The sequence below is a fragment of the Plantactinospora mayteni genome (assembly GCF_016862935.1).
Classification (GTDB): domain Bacteria; phylum Actinomycetota; class Actinomycetes; order Mycobacteriales; family Micromonosporaceae; genus Plantactinospora; species Plantactinospora mayteni.
Genome location: NZ_BONX01000023.1, coordinates 67,754 through 84,036 on the forward strand (window position 1 = coordinate 67,754; position 16,283 = coordinate 84,036).

The following is a 16,283-nucleotide window of genomic DNA, read 5'->3' on the forward strand; positions in this document are numbered from 1 at the left end:
CGTACCCGATTCGGTGCGGTGCTGCCGTGCGCGCCGCGCCGGCCCGGGGCACCTGGTCAGGTGCGGGCCCAGGCCAGCGCGGCGCGATCGATCAGCTGTGCCGGTTGCGCCGGCGGCGCGGCTCGCCGCCACCGCCCTCGCCGCCACCCTCGCCACCTTCGCGGTCGCCGCGGCTCGGGCCACGGTCGCCCCGGTCCCGGTCGCTGCGGTCGCGCGGGCCACGGTCGCCCCGGTCCCGGCTCGCCGGACGCTCGCCGCCGGCCTCCTGGGCCGGTGCCTCCTCGCCCTCGGGCCGCACCTTGTCCAGGTAGATCTTGCCGCGGGCGTCGATGTCGGCGATCGACACCTCGACCTTGTCCCCGACGTTGAGGAAGTCCTCGACCCGCTCGACCCGCTTGCCGTCGCCCACCTTGGAGATGTGCAGCAGGCCGTCCCGGCCGGGCAGCAGCGAGATGAACGCGCCGAACGCGGCGGTCTTGACCACCGTGCCGAGGAACTTGTCGCCGATCTTCGGCAGCGTCGGGTTCGCGATCGCGTTGATCCGCTCGACCGCGGCCTCGGCCGACGGGCCGTTGGTCGCGCCGACGTAGATGGTGCCGTCGTCCTCGATCGAGATCTCGGCACCGGTCTCGTCCTGGATGGCGTTGATGGTCTGGCCCTTCGGCCCGATCACCATGCCGATCTTGTCGACCGGGATCTTCACCGTGGTCACCCGGGGCGCGTAGTCCGACATCGTGGCCGGGCCCTCGATCGCGTCCTGCATCACGCCGAGGATGACCTGCCGGGCCTCGTACGCCTGCTGGAGCGCCGCTGCCAGCACGTCGGACGGGATGCCGTCGAGCTTGGTGTCGAGCTGGAGGGCGGTGACGAACTCCTTGGTGCCGGCGACCTTGAAGTCCATGTCGCCGAAGGCGTCCTCGGCGCCGAGGATGTCGGTCAGCGTGACGTACTGCGTCTTGCCGTCGACCTCGTCGGAGATCAGGCCCATCGCGATGCCGGCGACCGGCGCCTTCAGCGGCACACCGGCGGACAGCAGCGCCAGCGTGGAGGCGCAGACCGAACCCATCGAGGTGGAGCCGTTCGAGCCGAGCGCCTCGGAGACCTGGCGGATCGCGTACGGGAACTCCTCGCGGCTGGGCAGCACCGGGATCAGTGCCCGCTCGGCCAGCGCGCCGTGCCCGATCTCGCGCCGCTTCGGCGCACCCACCCGGCCGGTCTCACCCGTCGAGTACGGCGGGAAGTTGTAGTTGTGCATGTAGCGCTTGGTCTTCTCCGGGGAGAGGGTGTCCAGCGCCTGCTCCATCCGGAGCATGTTCAGCGTGGTGACGCCGAGGATCTGGGTCTCGCCACGCTCGAAGAGCGCCGAGCCGTGCACCCGGGGCAGTACCGCGATCTCGGCGGTCAGCGGCCGGATGTCGCGTACGCCCCGACCGTCCATCCGGACCTGCTCGCGGAGCACCCGGGCGCGTACCTCGGACTTGTTCAGCGAGCGGAACGCCGCGCTGATCTCCTTCTCCCGACCCTCGAAGGTCGGGGCGAGCTGCTCGACGACCCGGTCCTTGATCCGGTCGAGGGCCTCTTCGCGGTCCGCCTTGCCGGCGATCTTCAGCGCCTCGGCGACCTCGCCGCGCGCCGCGCCGGAGACCGCCTCGTAGACGTCGTCCTGGTAGTCGAGGAAGACCGGGAAGTCGGCGACCGGCTTGGCGGCCACCTCGGCCAGCTCGCTCTGCGCCCGGCACAGCTCCCGGATGGCCGGCTTGGCGGCCTCCAGGCCGCTCGCCACGACCTCCTCGGTCGGTGCCGGGGCACCACCGGCGACCAGCGCCACGGTGTGCTCGGTGGCCTCCGCCTCGACCATCATGATCGCGACGTCGCCGTCCGGCAGGGCACGGCCGGCGACCACCATGTCGAAGGTGGCCCGGGCCAGCTCCTCGTGGGTCGGGAAGGCGACCCACTGGCCGTCCACGTGCGCCATCCGGGTCGCCCCGATCGGGCCGGAGAACGGCAGGCCGGAGAGCTTGGTGGAGAGCGACGCGGCGTTGATCGCCACGACGTCGTACGGGTGCTGCGGGTCGAGCGCCAGCACGGTCTCGACGACCTGCACCTCGTTGCGCAGCCCCTTGACGAAGGACGGGCGCAGCGGCCGGTCGATCAGCCGGCAGGTGAGGATGGCGTCCTCGCTGGGCCGCCCCTCGCGGCGGAAGAACGAGCCGGGGATCCGGCCCGCCGCGTACATCCGCTCCTCGACGTCGACGGTGAGCGGGAAGAAGTCGAACTGCTCCTTCGGGTGCTTGCTCGCGGTGGTCGCGGAGAGGACCACGGTCTCGCCGAGTTGGGCGAGGACGGAGCCGGCGGCCTGCCGGGCCAGCCGCCCGGTGGAGAAGGTGATCTCACGGGTGCCGAAGGACCCGTTGTCGATCACGGCGGTGCGGTGCTGGCTGCCCAGCGTGCCTGTGCTGTTGGGGTTGGACGTTTCGGTCATGGTGCGGTAGCACTCCTTCGATCGGGGGCCGCGAGACTGCCCTCCGCGCCGGTGGACACCGGCGCGGGACCGTGGCCAGAGGAGCTGCCCTGACAACCGGTCTTCGATCGAAGCGCCCGGGGCGCCGGGGGTACCGGCCGGCCCGGGGGCCACTACCGAGGACCGGTGCGTCGACCGGCTCCCCATCGGGTGGTCGCGCTGGCCCCTGGTTACGGGTGTGGCGAGGTGGGCGGGTGGAGCGGCTGCCCGTCGGTGCCGTCGACGACATCGTGTCGCCGGGCCGGCATCGGGACGGCCGCTCCCCCGCTCAGATCACCGCCGCAGGCCGAGCCGCTCGATGAGCGACCGGTAGCGGCTGATGTCCTTCTTCTGCATGTAGTTGAGCAGCCGCCGACGGCGACCCACCAGCAGCAGCAGACCACGACGGCTGTGGTGGTCGTGCTTGTGCACCTTGAGGTGCTCGGTGAGGTCTGCGATCCGCTTGGTCAGCACCGCGACCTGTACCTCGGGCGACCCGGTGTCACCCTCGACGGTCGCGTACTCCTGGCGGATCTTGGCCTTGCTTTCCTGGTCGAGCGCCATGTCTCCCTGTTCCTGGATTGTCGTGTCCGCCCGGGCCGGTCGGTGGACCGGCCGGGACGACCTCGCACCCGCGGCGTCGTGCAGGCACGCGAGGCCACGCCGGTAACCCGACGTCCCCGTCAGGTTACCAGCCTGCTCCGGTCCGGCCGAGTCAAGGGCACGCCCGACCTGGGCGGGTCGGGTCGACCGGAAGCTTTCCCCTGGTCGGGGACGACCGGGACCGGGCCCGTCAGCCGAGCACCTGACGGGTCCGCTCGACGTCGGCGTTGATCTGCGCGACCAGCGGCTCGATGCCGTCGTAGCTGCGCATCTCCCGCAGGTACGCCACGAAGTCCAGGGCGAGCCGTTCCCCGTAGAGATCGCCGGAGAAGTCCAGCACGTACGCCTCGACCCGGCGCTCCCGCCCGGAGAATGTCGGATTTGTGCCAATCGACACGGCGGCGGGGAGCCGCTCGGCGCCCTGTCCGGCCCGGCCGCCCCGGCGGATCAGCCAGGCCGCGTAGATGCCGTCCGCCGGCACCGCCGCGTAGCGGTGGCAGAGCAGGTTGGCGGTCGGGAAGCCGATCTCCCGGCCCCGCTGGTCGCCCCGGACCACCACACCCTCCAGCCGGTGCGGCCGGCCCAGCGCCGCCGCCGCGGCGGTCACGTCACCGGCGGCGACACAGGCCCGGATGTAGGTGGACGAGAAGACCGTGTCGGCGTCGGCGACCAGCGGCGCCCCCTCGACGCCGAAGCCGAAGGTACGGCCCAGCCGCTCCAGCAGGGCCACGTCACCGGCCGCCCGGTGGCCGAACCGGAAGTTCTCCCCCACCACCACCAGCGCGGCGTGCAACTGCTCGACCAGTACGTCGTGCACGAACGCCTCCGGCGAGAGCCGGGAGAAGTCGGGGGTGAACGGCACCACGCAGAGTACGTCCACCCCGAGCGCCTCGATCAACTCCGCCTTGCGGGCCGGCTCGGTGAGCACGGCCGGGTGCGAACCCGGTCGTACCACCTCGGCCGGGTGCGGGTCGAAGGTGACCACCACCGACTGCACGCCCAGGTCCTTGGCCCGCTTCACGGCGTGCCCGATGGTCGCCTGATGGCCCTTGTGAATGCCGTCGAAGACGCCGATGGTGACCACCGAGCGGCCCCAGCCGACCGGCACCCCGTGGTACCCCCGCCACCGCTGCATGTCCGAATCCCTCTCCCGCATCCTCGCCGCGCGCCGCTGCTGCTCTCCGGTCAGGCCGGCGCGAGCACGATCTCCGCCCGGGCCCGCCCGCCCCGCTCGCTGACGATAGCGATCACGTCGCCGTCCGGCCCGAAGACCGCGTACGGGCCGGTGATCCCGGTGGGGTCCAGCGGGCCGCCGTGGGAGAGGACCTTCGCCTCCGCGACGGTCGCCTCCCGCTGTGGGAAGAACCGTCGGGCCGCCGCGTCGAGCGGCAGGTTGACCACCTCCGGGGCGCGTTCCTCCAGCGCCGGCAGGGTCAGCGCCTCGGCGAGGGTGAAGCCGCCGACAGCGGTACGCCGCAGCGCGGTCAGGTGCCCGCCGACCCCGAGCCCGGCACCGAGGTCCCGGGCCAGCGCCCGGACGTACGTCCCCGAGGTGCAGTCCACCGCCACGTCCACGTCCAGCACGGCCAGCCCGTCGACGGCGCACCGGCGCAGTGCGAGCGGGTCGAGCCGGGAGACGGTCACCCGACGGGGGGCCAGGGCGACCGCCTCGCCGTCGCGTACCCGCTTGTAGGCCCGTTGTCCGTCGATCTTGATCGCGCTGACCGCGCTCGGCACCTGGTCGATCTCGCCGGTCAGCGCGGCCAGGCCGGCGTGGATCGCGTCCTCGGTCACCCCGTCGGCGCCGGCCGCGGCCGTCACCTCGCCCTCGGCGTCGTCGGTCACCGTCGACTGGCCGAGCCGGATCGTCGCGGTGTAGCTCTTGGCGGCACCGATCACGTACGTCAGCAGCCGGGTCGCCCGGCCGACCCCGATCACCAGCACCCCGGTGGCCATCGGGTCCAGCGTCCCGCCGTGCCCGACCCGACGGGTCCGGGCCAGCCGGCGGATTCGGGCGACCACGTCATGCGACGTCATGCCGCCGGGCTTGTCGACCACGATCAGACCGTCCACGCTCACGACCGCCAAGCGTGCCAGATCCCCCGAGCGGTCGTCACCGACGGGTGACCCGGTGAACGGGAAGGGCGTCCCGGAGGCCGTTCCAACGGCTGCCGGGACGCCCTGACGACGGTCAGTTGTTGGCGAACCCGAAGACAAATTCTTTGTGCACGGTGGAGTTGTTGTCCCGGTAGCCGCCGTAGACGTCTTTGGAACTCTCCTCGGTCCAGTCGAAGTTGCACTCGGCCCAGGTGCCGTTTCCATGGGGATTGCGACAGTATCGGGTCCGGATACTGCCCGTGGAGGAGATGACTACCCCAACCGCCGAGTGCCCGTCGGCCTGGCCGTCCCTGACGTAGACCTTGTCACCGTGGTAAAGGACGCAGACCCTCGTCAGATGCCCCGCCGAGCCCGCCGTCCCGCATTTGTCGCTCGGCACAGAATCGACCTTGGTGCCGGTCTGGCAGCTCACGTTCTGGAACGCGCATTCGTACAACCAGTCCTCGTTGGCCATGGCCGGCGTCGGCGCGGCGAGTACCACGGTCGCCGCGGTCACGAGAGCGAGGGCCCCACCAACCGCGCGCCACGATCGCGCGAGTCCCTCCCGTACCGTCGTCATGTGTCTCAAGGACCGCTTCCTCTCTGGATTTTGTTCGATCTTCATCCGGACAGGGAGCACACTATGGCGCGGCACTCTGCCGGAGCTACCGTGCACGATGCGCAGATTCCTCGTCGGGGTGTGCACGGTGCCCGCTCACGGCACGGAGGGCGTGGACGAGGTCGTTGATGCCCGACCCGGTCGTCAGCAGGTCGCGGTTGAGCGAGCGCTCGGCGACGCGCAGGTGCGCCCGGACGGTGTTCCGGCTCAGGCCCAGCCGCGCGGCGGTCTGCTGGGCGTCGGTGTTGGCCTCGATCCAGGACCGCACAGTGCGGTACTGGCTGCGGTGTTCGGCCTCGCGCAGGGGACGGAGGAAGGTTTCCGCCCACGTCGTCGCGGGCCGGGTACGGAGCAGTTCCCCCAGGCTCGGCGCGGCCTGCCGGGTGTCTCCCGGATCGGGCTGGAGGCCGCTCGGGAGACTGCTGAGCGACAGCGCCAGGTCGAGCGTGGCGCGGGCCTGGACGTCACCGAGGTCGAGCCCCAGCGCCTCCTCCGCCCGCCGGCAGTGCGCGGCGACGGTGTTACGGCCGATCTGTAGCAGGCGCGCCACCGCGGAGCGCGGGAAGGTCAGGGTCAGACGCGTGATGTCCAGGGTGAGCCTCGGGACGGCGTTCAGGGGCGCCACGTACGCGTGTGCCCACGCGACCGCCGCCGGGCGGGGCAGCAGGTGCACCAGCGAGGGCTGGCCGCGGTAGGCCGCCACGCGCTCCGGGGAGTTACGCGCGACGGCCAGGGCGTGCAGGGCCTCGCCATAGGCCGCGGCTGTGGCGTCGAGCGGGTGGAACCTGCTGGCGCCGAGCGCGTACGACGGGTTCTCCCTGATCAGGCGCCGCAGCACCGAATCCAGGTGGAGGCGACCGCCGGCACCGGGGTCCTCGGCGACCGGGCAGATCAGGTGCTCCTTGAAAGACGGGCAGTGCACCATCAGGCCCGGGCCGTGGTAACCGGAGACGTCCTGGTAGGCGCGGGCGAGCCGGTCACGGTCGGCGGGAAGGCAGTGCAGGACGTACACCCGCACCCGCTCGTCACCCAGCAGCGCGGGTACGTCACCGGCGGTCATCCGCCTGGCGAGGGCCACATCCCCGGCCATCAACGCGCTCAGCACCGCGAACCGCAGTTGCCGCGCCTTCTCCTCGTAGCCGCGTGAGGTGTCGTCGGCGGCCAGCGCCCGTCCCAGGAGCTCCACCAGCCCCCCGGCCCGCGACGCCAGCGCCGCCGCCGCACGCGACAACTCCACGGCGCTGACCGTCACCAGGACCGGGCGTGGCTCGCGCTCCCCGAATGCCTCAAGGTGTACCTGCGCCCCGCCGACCTGCGCCGTGACCGCGGCCAACCGACCCATGGCCAGGCGCCGCAACTGCTCGTCCAGCGCGTCGAGGACCGTACGGCGGAACCCGGCCGTCGCCGCCTCGACCCTGCCCGTGCCACCGACCCAGGCAACCTCTGCCCCGATCCGCCGCCCCAGCCAGTGCAGGACCTCCCCCAGCGACCCCGGCCGCCGCACCACCCGCAACAGCTCATCAAGATCCTCGGCACACCCCAACGCCCGCACCGCTCGACCTCCCGATCCACGCCGACAACGTCAGCATTCTGGGGGGTATGGGATCTTAGGGGGTATCCGGCCCGACCCGCCCGGCCTGTTCACCCTCGATCGTGGGAGGCGTCAGCGGGTGGCACCGAGCACCAGCCAGCGTCCGGAGCGCATCCGCAGCAGCAGGCCGACCAGGCGGATCACCACGAAGAGGGTCAACCCGGCCCAGATGCCACCGAGGCCGAGGTCGAGAGCATAGGTGAGCCAGATCGCCGGCAGGAAGCCGCCGAGCGCGCCGAGTACGGTGAGATCGCGCAGGTACCGGACGTCCCCGGCACCGATCAACACCCCGTCGAGGGCGAAGACGACCCCGGCCAGCGGTTGCATGGCGGCGAACCAGGGCCAGGCGAGCAGCGCCTGGTCGCGTACCTGCGGATCGGTGCTGAACCAGCCCGGGATGACCCCGGCGCCGGCCCCGATGAGCACCGCGAAGCCGACCCCGCAGAAGCCGCCGAAGACCGCGACCCGCCGGGCCAGCAGCCGGGCGCTTGTCGCGTCGCCGGCCCCGAGCGCCGCCCCGACCAGCGCCTGGGCGGCGATGGCCAGCGCGTCGAGCAGCAGCGCGGTGAAGAACCAGAGTTGCAGGGCGATCTGGTGCGCGCCGACGGCGGCCACCCCGAACCGGGCCGCCACGGTGGTCGCGGAGAGGAAGCTGGCCTGGAAGGCGGCGCCCCGGATCAGCAGGTCCCGGCTGAGCACGAGCTGCCGCCCGATCACCCGGGGCCGGGGCGCCAGCGGCACCCGCTCGGCGACCAGCGCGCCCGCGAAGAGCAGCCCGGAGATGGTCTGCGCGATCGCGTTGGCGATCGCCGAGCCTGCCAGGCCGAGCCCGGCCGGATAGACCAGCAGCGGGCAGAGCAGCGCGGAGAGCAGGTTCGGCCCGAGCACGAACCAGAGCGGCCGACGGGTGTCCTGCACGCCGCGCATCCAGCCGTTGCCGGCCGCCGCGAGCAGCAGGCCGGGGGCGCCGATCGCCGCGATCCGCAGCCAGAGTGCCGCGCCGTCGACCACCTCGGGGGACCCGCTTCCGGCGACGGTACGCGCCAGCGGGCCGGCCGCGAACTGCATGGCGACCGCCAGCAGCAGGCCGGCGGAAAGGGCGAGCCAGGACGACTGGACGCCCTCGGCGACGGCGGCGGCCCGATCGCCGTACCCGAATCGGCGGGCCGCCCGCCCGGTGGTGCCGTACGCGGTGACGGTGCCGATCCAGACGACCAGGGTCATCACCGGCCCGCCGACGGCGAGCGCGGCCAGCGGCACCGATCCGAGGTGCCCGAGCACGGCGGTGTCGACCAGCACGTAGAGCGGCTCGGCGGCCAGCACCACCAGGGCCGGCAGGGCGAGCCCGAGGATCCGCCGCGCGGACGCGTCGACCGCCCTCGGCGGCGCGGCGACCTCCGGCGGTTGCGCCGCCTCGGGCGGTTGGGTCGCCTCCGGCGCTTGGGTCGGCTCCGGTGGCGGGGCGGCTTCCGGGGCCGGGACGCTGGGCTGGCTCATCGCGAGCGATCCTGGCACGACATCCGTAAGGAACGCAAGGCATTACAACGCTTACCGAGACTGGCCGGGAACCTCTCCGTGGCGCACTGTCGAACTGCCCCGTCTGTGCGCCCACCCACTGGACCTTTTTCAACCTGAACCGCGCGGCGCTCACACACCGCGTCCGACGTTGCGCTCCGCCGAACGGCAAGGGGAGGTTGAAAAAGGTTCACTGGACCCCGGCCGCGCCGCACTGGCCCGATCAGCGACCAGTGCCTATGCTCCGGAATCGTGTCGAACCACGGCGGGGGGCCGGGAGCGGGCCGATCGGGACTGGGTGCCCGGCTGTTGGCGGTGCCACTGCGCTGGTTGGGGCTTGGCACCGGGGTGGCCGGGCTCGCCGCGTCGGGTCTGTTCGGCGGCCTGGACACGGTGACGAAACCCGAGGTGCCGACGGTCGCGGTCGGCACGGTGGTCGACGGCGGCCCGTGGAACGTCACGGTGACCGGGAGCAGGCTGGTCGGCGAGCTGCCGAAGCTCCACCTCCGCGACGGCAGGCGCTGGTTCAGCGTACTGGCGACGGTCGAGAACACCGCCGACGAGAGCCGTACCGACTTCGGCGACGCGATCAGGCTGACCGGTGTCGCCGGGATCGCCGAGGAGCGGCCGAGCCAGGTCCTGCTGGTACGCGACGGGAGCAGGCCGAGCTATCTCAATCCCGGCCTGCCCGAACGGCTCGCCTTCCTCTGGGAGCAGGACGACAGCACCCCGGTGCCGACGAGCGCGACGGTGCAGGTCTGGGGTACGACCCGCCGCCTCGACACCATCGGCGAGACCTGGGAGTGGCTCGACCCCGAGCGCCGGGCCGAGGTCGAGGTGCCGGTGCAGGATCGGAGGGCCGGATGACCGTACCAACCGACTACCCGGATCCGGACTCCGTCACCAGTCACCGGGCGCCGCCCGGCCCCGGGCAGCGGATGGGCCTGCGGGCCGGCGCCGGCACCCTGATCGTCGCGGCGCTGGCCGTCGGCGGGGCCATCGCCAACTGGCGGCCGATCAACGGCGGCGGTGCCGAGGCCCGGGAACGGCCGTTCGTCCAGGCGGGCAGGTTCGGCGAGACGGTGTCGACGCGGGTCTTCGACGCGACCGTGCTGGACGTCCGGGGCGCCGCCAAGGTCTCCAACGGCGGCCAGTCCCACGACACGGCGGGGGTCTGGATCGTCCTGCGGGTCCGCCTCGCCACCCGGGACAGGGCGATGAGCATCGGGTACGCGGCCCTGCGCGACCAGCGGGACCGGGAGTTCCGGGCCACCACCCGGTTCACCCAGCCGCTGGTCGGTGCCGGCCGGGTCCTCCAGCCCGGGATACCCGTCGAGGGGGACCTAGCGTTCGAGGTGCCCCGGGACGCGGCGACGCGACTCTCCGCGTACTTCGGCCAGGAGCAGATCGACATCCGGATGGACGACCTGGCCGAGGTGCTGCTGCCCACAGTGGACAAGGCGCGGGTCGACGAGTGGGCGAGTGCTCCGGCACCGGTACCGCTGGCCAGCGCGCGGGCGGTGGCGCCGTGACCCAGCCACCGCCGGTACCGTCCGGCCAGGGCCTGGACGCACTCGCCCCGCCACCGCCCGCACCGCCCCGGCGGGACCCGCTCGCCCCACCGCCGCCGTGGACCGGCCCGCCGACGGTGATCCTCCGGTACGCCGAGGTCGACACGGCGGTACTGCCGGTGGTCGAGCCCGGCCCGCCCCCGGCCGCCACCCCCGCCGCACCACCGCCCCATCCATCCACCGCCCCCTGGCCCGTCCCCACCGCCACGCCGCCGGCCTCGTTCCGCACCGCGCCGCCGAACCCTCCGACCGTCCTGCCGGCTGCCCTCGCCGCCACCAGCCCCGAGCCCGGGACACCTCTCGCGGAGCCCGGGACCGCCGCACCGGCTGCTCCCGAAGGTGCGGGCAGCGGGCAGGTCGGCTGGTGGCGACGTAACCGCTGGGGTCTGCTGGCCCTGCTGCCGGCCCTGGTCCTGGCCCTCGGCCCAGGGGTGAAGGACGGCTACGAGCAGTACTCCCAGGCGGAGTACCTCGAACCGGTCGGGGTCGGCGCCGACGGCTGGGTGGAGTTCGCCGCTGCCCGGATCCGGCTGGTCGAACTGGTCGAGGTGCCCTCCGTCCCGGCGCGCGGCAGCCGGCAGGTCACGCTGCCGGAGGGCGTACGCGTCTGGCGGGCGACGCTGGCGTTCGAGCTTCCCGACCCGGAGGCGCTGATCGGCTGTCTGCCCTATCTGGAGGATCGGGACGGTCGGCTGTTCAGCGCGAACCCGCCCGAGCTGAACGGCGCACGGCTGCCGGTCACCCGATGCGCCGCGGACGACCCCGCACAGCGCTCCCTCCAGACGGAGGCGTACTTCGTGCTGCCCGGCCCGGCCACCCCGGCGGCGCTACGGATCGTCAAGGCCACCCAGCGACCGCGCTACGCCCGGCTGCCGGTCGGCTGATCCCCGGCCGGCCGATCCCAGGGCGACGTCCCGCCGGCCGATGTCTCCCTGATCGACGTCCCGCCGGCCGACGTGTCGGCGGTCGACGTCCCGCCCGTCGATGTCTCCCGGATCGACGTCCCACCCGTCGACGTCTCGGCTGCCGGCGTCTCGGTGGTGGATGTCGGGGGCGGCTGGATCCGTAGGACCCGGTCGACCGCGGCACCCAGTAGACAGGCCAGCAGCACGGTGCCGACCGCGTCGTTGAGCAGCGTCAGTTGACCGGAGAGCGGCATCCAGATCGACTCCAGGTCCTGCCCGCCGATGGCCAGCCGCTCCGCCTCCCACAGCCATTCCCGAGCGGTCTGCGCCAGCAGGAAGGCCAGGCAGAAGAAGAGCATCGGGGCCAGGCCGGCCCGGGCCATCAGTCGCAGGCTGTGCACCATCGGCGCGAACCGCTCGCGGAGGTCGGCGCCGAGGTTCGCACCGACCGCGCGTACCGGTCGGGGCAGCGCCCGCCACCGCCGGGCGGCCCGTTCCACCAGGTCGGCGTCGGACGGCGGAGGTGGGGTGAGCCGGTGTCCGTAGACGACCGCGCCGACCGCCAGCCAGGCCAGCGGTACGACGATGGCCACCTGCACCGACCCGCCCGCACCGACCAGGAACGCCCCGGCGGCCCGGGTCGGCTCGGAGAGCGGCCCGAGTTGGTCGACCAGCGCGTGCCAGGCGTCCAGCACCCAGACGACGATCCGGCGCCCCTGGAGCCATTGCAGCAGCGGGTCCTGTGCCTGCGCGAGGGTGGTGGCGACGACGGAGATCCAGATGACCTCGAGGTAGGCGCCGGGGATGCCGAGCCAGCCCATCCGGGACCGCTCCTGCCACCTGCCCAGCAACCAGCGCAGCACCACCGCCACGGCGACCACCGCCACGATCGTGCCGGTGAGGTCGAGCGCCATCCGGCGCTCCGCGTTCTCGGCGACCTGTCCCGGGTCGGTGAAGATGGCGGCGTCGGAGAGGTAGGTGTCGACGAAGAGTTCGTAGAGATAGTCGGTGAGGTCCTCCTGGAGGTATCCCCAGGAGGCGTAGACGGCGAGGAACGGCACGAGCGCACTGCCCAGGTGGTCGAGGAGGGTCTTGCGGCGCGGCGGGCGAGGGTCCGCGTCCCCGGCCACCCCGGTCCCCGCGTCTCCCGTTCCGGCCGCCTGCACCGCTCCCGCCGCCTCGACTGTTCCTGGGTCCGCCGTCCCGGTCGGGTTCGTCGTCCCGGTCGGGTTCGTCGTCCCGGTCGTGCCTGTCGGCTCGGTCGCGTCCGCCGTGGCGGCCGAGAGCCACGGCAGGGAGGGGCGCAGGGCGCGCAGCATCAGTACCAGCGCGGTCAGGGTGGCGATCGGTCCCAGGATGACGACCAGCATTCCCAGTACGCCATTGATCTTGCTGACCTGCACCGCACCGAGTACGACGAACTCACGGGCCGCCGCCCCGGCGAAGTAGAGCGCGAACAGCACCGGCCAGTGCCGGAGCAGCAACCGCAGCGAGGTGCCGAGTACGGCGAGCGCCTCCAGCAGCGCCCCGCCGAGGGTACGACGTCGGCGCGGCGCCCGGGTCCACGCCGCCGGAGCCGCCGCCGTCCCGTCCGAGCCCCCGATCACGGGCCACAGGGTACCGCCGGGTGGGGTCGGCGCGGGGGCGGCTCAACCCGAGTGCAGGAAGCCGAAGTCGGAAGACCAGTCTGCCGACCGGTCAGCCGGCTATCCCTCCAGCGGGTCGGCGATGCCGAGCCACTTCCCCGGCACCAGCCACTGCTTCTCGGTATGAGGCCGCTCGACAAGGTCGATGACCACAAGCTTTCGTGGCTCCTCGGCCCGCTGTGCCTCGGCCGCGGCCCCGGAGTCGAGGTTAGCCCCGGTCGAGGTTAGCTCCGGTCGAGGCCGAGGGCGGTGAGGGCGGCTGGGAGGGTCGGCGCGGTGCAGAGTTGGCGTACGCCGTCGCGTTCGTGGACGAGGAGTCGGCAGGTGACGCCGTCGTAGTGGACGGCGACGGGCTGGCCGGCGTGGTGTCGGGCGAGCCGGCGGACGAGTGGTACGGGATCGTCGACCACGATCGGGGTCGGGGTCTGCGGCACCGGGATCGGTTGGGCGGGATCGTCAGGGACGCGACGGGCGACGGCGAGTTCGAGACGTTCGAGGCGGTACGCGATGGCGGCTTCCGGGGTACGCGAGGCGGGAAAGGTGTTCGGGGCGACCGGCCGCCCCGGTGGTTCGACGTCGACGTCCCAGCATTCGCCCTGGACGAGTCGGAGGTCTCCGGCGTTGTCGACGTGGTCGACGAGGGTGACCGTGACGGTGAGGCGCAGCCCGAGGACGAGTCGGACCAGGTCGGCCAGGGATGGCACGTCGGGCCGTCGGGCCAGTACGAACAGCCGGGCGCCGGGCTGGCCGCGGGAGGCTTGGTGCAGGTATTCGGTGAGCGGGTCGGCGGCGGGGTGCGGCAGGGTGACGATGCCCTTGCGCAGGTCGTGGTGGACTTCGCCGCCGCCGTCGAGTTCGGTGAGGTCGTCGGGGCGTACCCCGAACCGGTCGGCCCAGGTCGCCAGCCGGAACGGGTCGGGAAGCTGGTGCACCGGCTTGCCGCCGGGTTGGGTCGCGACGTGCGGCGCCGACACCCGTTCGCCGACATGCCAGCCCTGCTCACCGGCCTGCCAGGTGTGCTCGTCGCCGTGCCAGGTGAGGTCGTCGGCCCGCCAGCCATGCCGGTAGACCTGCCAGTGCAGGTGGACGACCCGGCCAGCCAGGTCGGTGAGCGTGACGGTCAGGCCCCGATAGAGACGGTGGCTGTCCCGACAGGTGTCGCAGGGCAGCGCCGACGGGCTGCGACCGGCACCAGAGCACTTCGGGCAGTCCGGGTCGGCCCGCCCGGTGAACAGGACACAGTCGCAGCGGCGGAGCCGACTGTGCGGATCGCAGTCGGGGCAGTCGACGTACGGGACGGGTGGGCCCTGCCACGACGGTGCCGGCGGCTGCCAGCCGCGCCGCAGGATGCTGGTCTCGTAGAGGTAGATCTGCCCGGTGTCCCGTTCGCTGAACGTCTCGGCGGTGTCGGCGATCCGCAGACTGGTGTGCCACCAGCGGCCGTCCCGCCAGATGGCTTGCGCCCCGGCGGTCGGGGCGCCGGTGTGCAGGTCGGTGCAGTCGGCGAGCATCCGCCGTTCGATCTGGTCCAGGTCGACGGCTGGCGGGTCGACCGGTGGCCGGTCGCTGGCGGTCATGTGGTGGGCCGGGGCGGTCCGACCGCGCGCCTGAAGGTCGTAGAACGCGTCGAGGTCGCTGTTCTCCGCGATCGCGCTCGTCAGGTCGTCGGCGCCGCCACGGGCGTCGATCGGTACCGCCCCGCCCGGCACCTCGTAGCGGAGATGCCACGTCGGGTCGGCGGCGGGATGCCGACGCCGGGCCTCCAACACCAGGTCCAGCCGGAGCAGCTCGGCCAGCCGGCAACGCCGGGTCAGCTCACGGACCGGATCGGGCGGCGGATCGGCGGCAGTACGGCCGAGGAAGAGCTGCCACGCATCATGGCAGTGCGAGGCGATCGCCTCGGCCTCCAACGCGGCCCGGGTCCCGGGCGGCAGGTCCGGACGCCACCGGGACGGCAGCAACACCACCGGCCCGTCCGCAGACCCGGGCGGGTTACGCACCTCGGCCCACGAGCCGGCGCCGACGGCGGCGGCCAACTCGTGCAGCAGCGGCGCCACCGGCAGATGCCAGCTTCCGCCGTCGCCCAGCCACTGCGCCGGTTCCACCACTCCGGGTACGACGTTCGCCGACGCCACCGCCCCGGTGTCCACGTTCGCCACCGTCAAGACGAGTTGGGCACGCAACCGCCCGGTCTGCCGGCACCGGTGGCACGGTTGCGGCACCGTGCCCATGCCCCGGCAGAGCTGGCAGTCCTGGTATGCCTCCCCGCTCCCCCACTGCCCGACGTCGACGAGCAGCCGGTCACCGCCGCTCGTGCAGGGGCAGTCGGCGAGGACGAAGGTGAGCCGGTCGCAGGCGGGGCAGTCGAGCACCGGCGGACCGGCGTCGGGATCGGGTGGTCCGGTTCCGGCGTCAGGATCGATCGCCCCGGTCACCGGTCCAGCTCCAGACTCGCGCACGGCACCTCGTGTTCGGCCCGCAGCGCACAGCGTCTGCCGGCGCCGAGGAGCCGGTCGCAGAAGAGGCGGGACTGCACCGTCTGGTCGTCCTCGACCGAGACGGTCGCCTCGGCCTGGTCGACCTCGGGCAGCCGACCGAGAGTCCGGGCCAGCATCCGGGCCGCCTGCCGGGCCGCGTCCGGGTCCGGCGCGGTGAAGGGCACGTGTACGACGTAACGGTCGACCATCAGCGATCCACCAGCTCGCGTGCCGTCGTCGCCTGTCGGGACTGCCAGCGGCGCAACGCCTCCTTGATCCGCGCGTTCTGCTCCCGCACGGTCGCGACCTCGTTGTAGGCCCTGGCCAGGTCACCGGCGACCTGGTCGAGGAAGGCTGTCACCTCGGCCGGATCGACTCCCCGCCGAGCGAAGCCGACCAGGGAGAACCGGCGCAACCTGACCTGCGACGGCAGAAGCGGCCGGTACGCCGCCGACCGATACGCCTGACCGAGCCGCCGAGGCGACCTCCGACCCCGCCGGAGCAGCCACCGAAGCAGAACCCGCACGACACCACCAACCTTTCCGAAGCAGGTCAGGACGTTGATGGGTGGCGCCGGCCCGCATCCCCATGTGCTTCCGGACCGGCACCACCCCGCCCTACCGACGCAGCCGGAGGCGCCGTACGACAGCAGGGCGTGACTCGGGGGCCGGGGCGGACAACACGTACAGGCTGGCCGCCCCGGTGGATGGTGATCACAAAGTGCTACCTAGGGATCACTCGGGGGAGAACTTATCGCGG

Annotated in this window: 14 protein-coding genes; 3 read left to right on the forward strand and 11 right to left on the reverse strand. The window is 72.8% G+C overall.

Annotated elements, in window-relative coordinates:
• Positions 1–91: 91 nt before the first annotated feature.
• The 7 genes from Pma05_RS16520 to Pma05_RS16550 form a co-directional block, all read right to left on the reverse strand.
• Complete coding sequence (locus Pma05_RS16520; RefSeq protein WP_203858305.1) at positions 92–2,482, reverse strand: polyribonucleotide nucleotidyltransferase; 2,391 nt, start codon at positions 2,480–2,482, stop codon at positions 92–94.
• Positions 2,483–2,794: 312 nt separating this feature from the next.
• The gene (gene rpsO, locus Pma05_RS16525; protein WP_203858306.1) at positions 2,795–3,064 is read right to left on the reverse strand and encodes a 30S ribosomal protein S15; all 270 of its coding nucleotides are present in this window, start codon (positions 3,062–3,064) and stop codon (positions 2,795–2,797) included.
• A 229-nt stretch (positions 3,065–3,293) separates the two neighbouring features.
• Positions 3,294–4,238, reverse strand: coding sequence for a bifunctional riboflavin kinase/FAD synthetase (locus tag Pma05_RS16530; RefSeq protein WP_203858307.1), 945 nt, complete (start codon positions 4,236–4,238; stop codon positions 3,294–3,296).
• 50 nt (positions 4,239–4,288) lie between these two features.
• Positions 4,289–5,182, reverse strand: coding sequence for a tRNA pseudouridine(55) synthase TruB (truB, locus tag Pma05_RS16535; RefSeq protein WP_203858308.1), 894 nt, complete (start codon positions 5,180–5,182; stop codon positions 4,289–4,291).
• Positions 5,183–5,294: 112 nt separating this feature from the next.
• On the reverse strand, positions 5,295–5,717 hold the full coding sequence (locus tag Pma05_RS16540) for a hypothetical protein (protein WP_203858309.1): 423 nt from the start codon (positions 5,715–5,717) through the stop codon (positions 5,295–5,297).
• 148 nt (positions 5,718–5,865) lie between these two features.
• On the reverse strand, positions 5,866–7,371 hold the full coding sequence (locus Pma05_RS16545; RefSeq protein WP_203858310.1) for a helix-turn-helix domain-containing protein: 1,506 nt from the start codon (positions 7,369–7,371) through the stop codon (positions 5,866–5,868).
• A gap of 111 nt (positions 7,372–7,482) precedes the next feature.
• Positions 7,483–8,907: an MATE family efflux transporter gene (locus tag Pma05_RS16550; RefSeq protein ID WP_203858311.1), complete on the reverse strand. Its 1,425-nt coding sequence runs from the start codon at positions 8,905–8,907 to the stop codon at positions 7,483–7,485.
• 270 nt (positions 8,908–9,177) lie between these two features.
• Between Pma05_RS16550 and Pma05_RS16555 the strand changes: the two genes are divergently transcribed.
• Genes Pma05_RS16555 through Pma05_RS43495 form a run of 3 tightly spaced genes read left to right on the forward strand, consistent with a single transcriptional unit; the run spans position 9,178 to position 11,380 of the window.
• Positions 9,178–9,792, forward strand: coding sequence for a hypothetical protein (locus Pma05_RS16555; protein WP_203858312.1), 615 nt, complete (start codon positions 9,178–9,180; stop codon positions 9,790–9,792).
• Complete coding sequence (locus Pma05_RS16560; protein WP_203858313.1) at positions 9,789–10,457, forward strand: hypothetical protein; 669 nt, start codon at positions 9,789–9,791, stop codon at positions 10,455–10,457. The genes Pma05_RS16555 and Pma05_RS16560 overlap by 4 nt, the downstream gene beginning before the upstream one ends.
• Positions 10,454–11,380, forward strand: a complete 927-nt coding sequence (locus Pma05_RS43495; protein WP_203858314.1) for a hypothetical protein — start codon at positions 10,454–10,456, stop codon at positions 11,378–11,380. Before Pma05_RS16560 ends, Pma05_RS43495 begins: the two co-directional genes overlap by 4 nt.
• Here Pma05_RS43495 and Pma05_RS16570 read toward each other — a convergent pair.
• From Pma05_RS16570 to Pma05_RS16585, 4 genes are all read right to left on the reverse strand, one after another.
• Positions 11,356–13,008 carry a hypothetical protein gene (locus tag Pma05_RS16570; protein ID WP_203858315.1) on the reverse strand — a complete coding sequence of 551 codons (1,653 nt, stop codon included), beginning with the start codon at positions 13,006–13,008 and terminating at the stop codon, positions 11,356–11,358. The genes Pma05_RS43495 and Pma05_RS16570 overlap by 25 nt on opposite strands.
• Positions 13,009–13,271: 263 nt before the next feature.
• Positions 13,272–15,482: a molecular chaperone DnaJ gene (locus tag Pma05_RS16575; RefSeq protein ID WP_203858316.1), complete on the reverse strand. Its 2,211-nt coding sequence runs from the start codon at positions 15,480–15,482 to the stop codon at positions 13,272–13,274.
• The gene (locus Pma05_RS16580; protein WP_203858317.1) at positions 15,479–15,733 is read right to left on the reverse strand and encodes a hypothetical protein; all 255 of its coding nucleotides are present in this window, start codon (positions 15,731–15,733) and stop codon (positions 15,479–15,481) included. Before Pma05_RS16580 ends, Pma05_RS16575 begins: the two co-directional genes overlap by 4 nt.
• Entirely contained in the window at positions 15,733–16,050 is a 318-nt protein-coding gene (locus tag Pma05_RS16585) for a DivIVA domain-containing protein (protein WP_203858318.1), read from the reverse strand. Before Pma05_RS16585 ends, Pma05_RS16580 begins: the two co-directional genes overlap by 1 nt.
• Positions 16,051–16,283 lie beyond the last annotated feature (233 nt).

Excerpts from the sequence above, each read along its gene's own strand:
- rpsO (WP_203858306.1), bottom strand. The coding sequence starts at position 3,064 with ATGGCGCTCGACCAGGAAAGCAAGGCCAAGATCCGCCAGGAGTACGCG.
- Pma05_RS16530 (WP_203858307.1), bottom strand. The coding sequence starts at position 4,238 with ATGCAGCGGTGGCGGGGGTACCACGGGGTGCCGGTCGGCTGGGGCCGC.
- Pma05_RS16560 (WP_203858313.1), top strand. The coding sequence starts at position 9,789 with ATGACCGTACCAACCGACTACCCGGATCCGGACTCCGTCACCAGTCAC.
- Pma05_RS16520 (WP_203858305.1), bottom strand. The coding sequence starts at position 2,482 with ATGACCGAAACGTCCAACCCCAACAGCACAGGCACGCTGGGCAGCCAG.
- Pma05_RS16580 (WP_203858317.1), bottom strand. The coding sequence starts at position 15,733 with ATGGTCGACCGTTACGTCGTACACGTGCCCTTCACCGCGCCGGACCCG.
- Pma05_RS16550 (WP_203858311.1), bottom strand. The coding sequence starts at position 8,907 with ATGAGCCAGCCCAGCGTCCCGGCCCCGGAAGCCGCCCCGCCACCGGAG.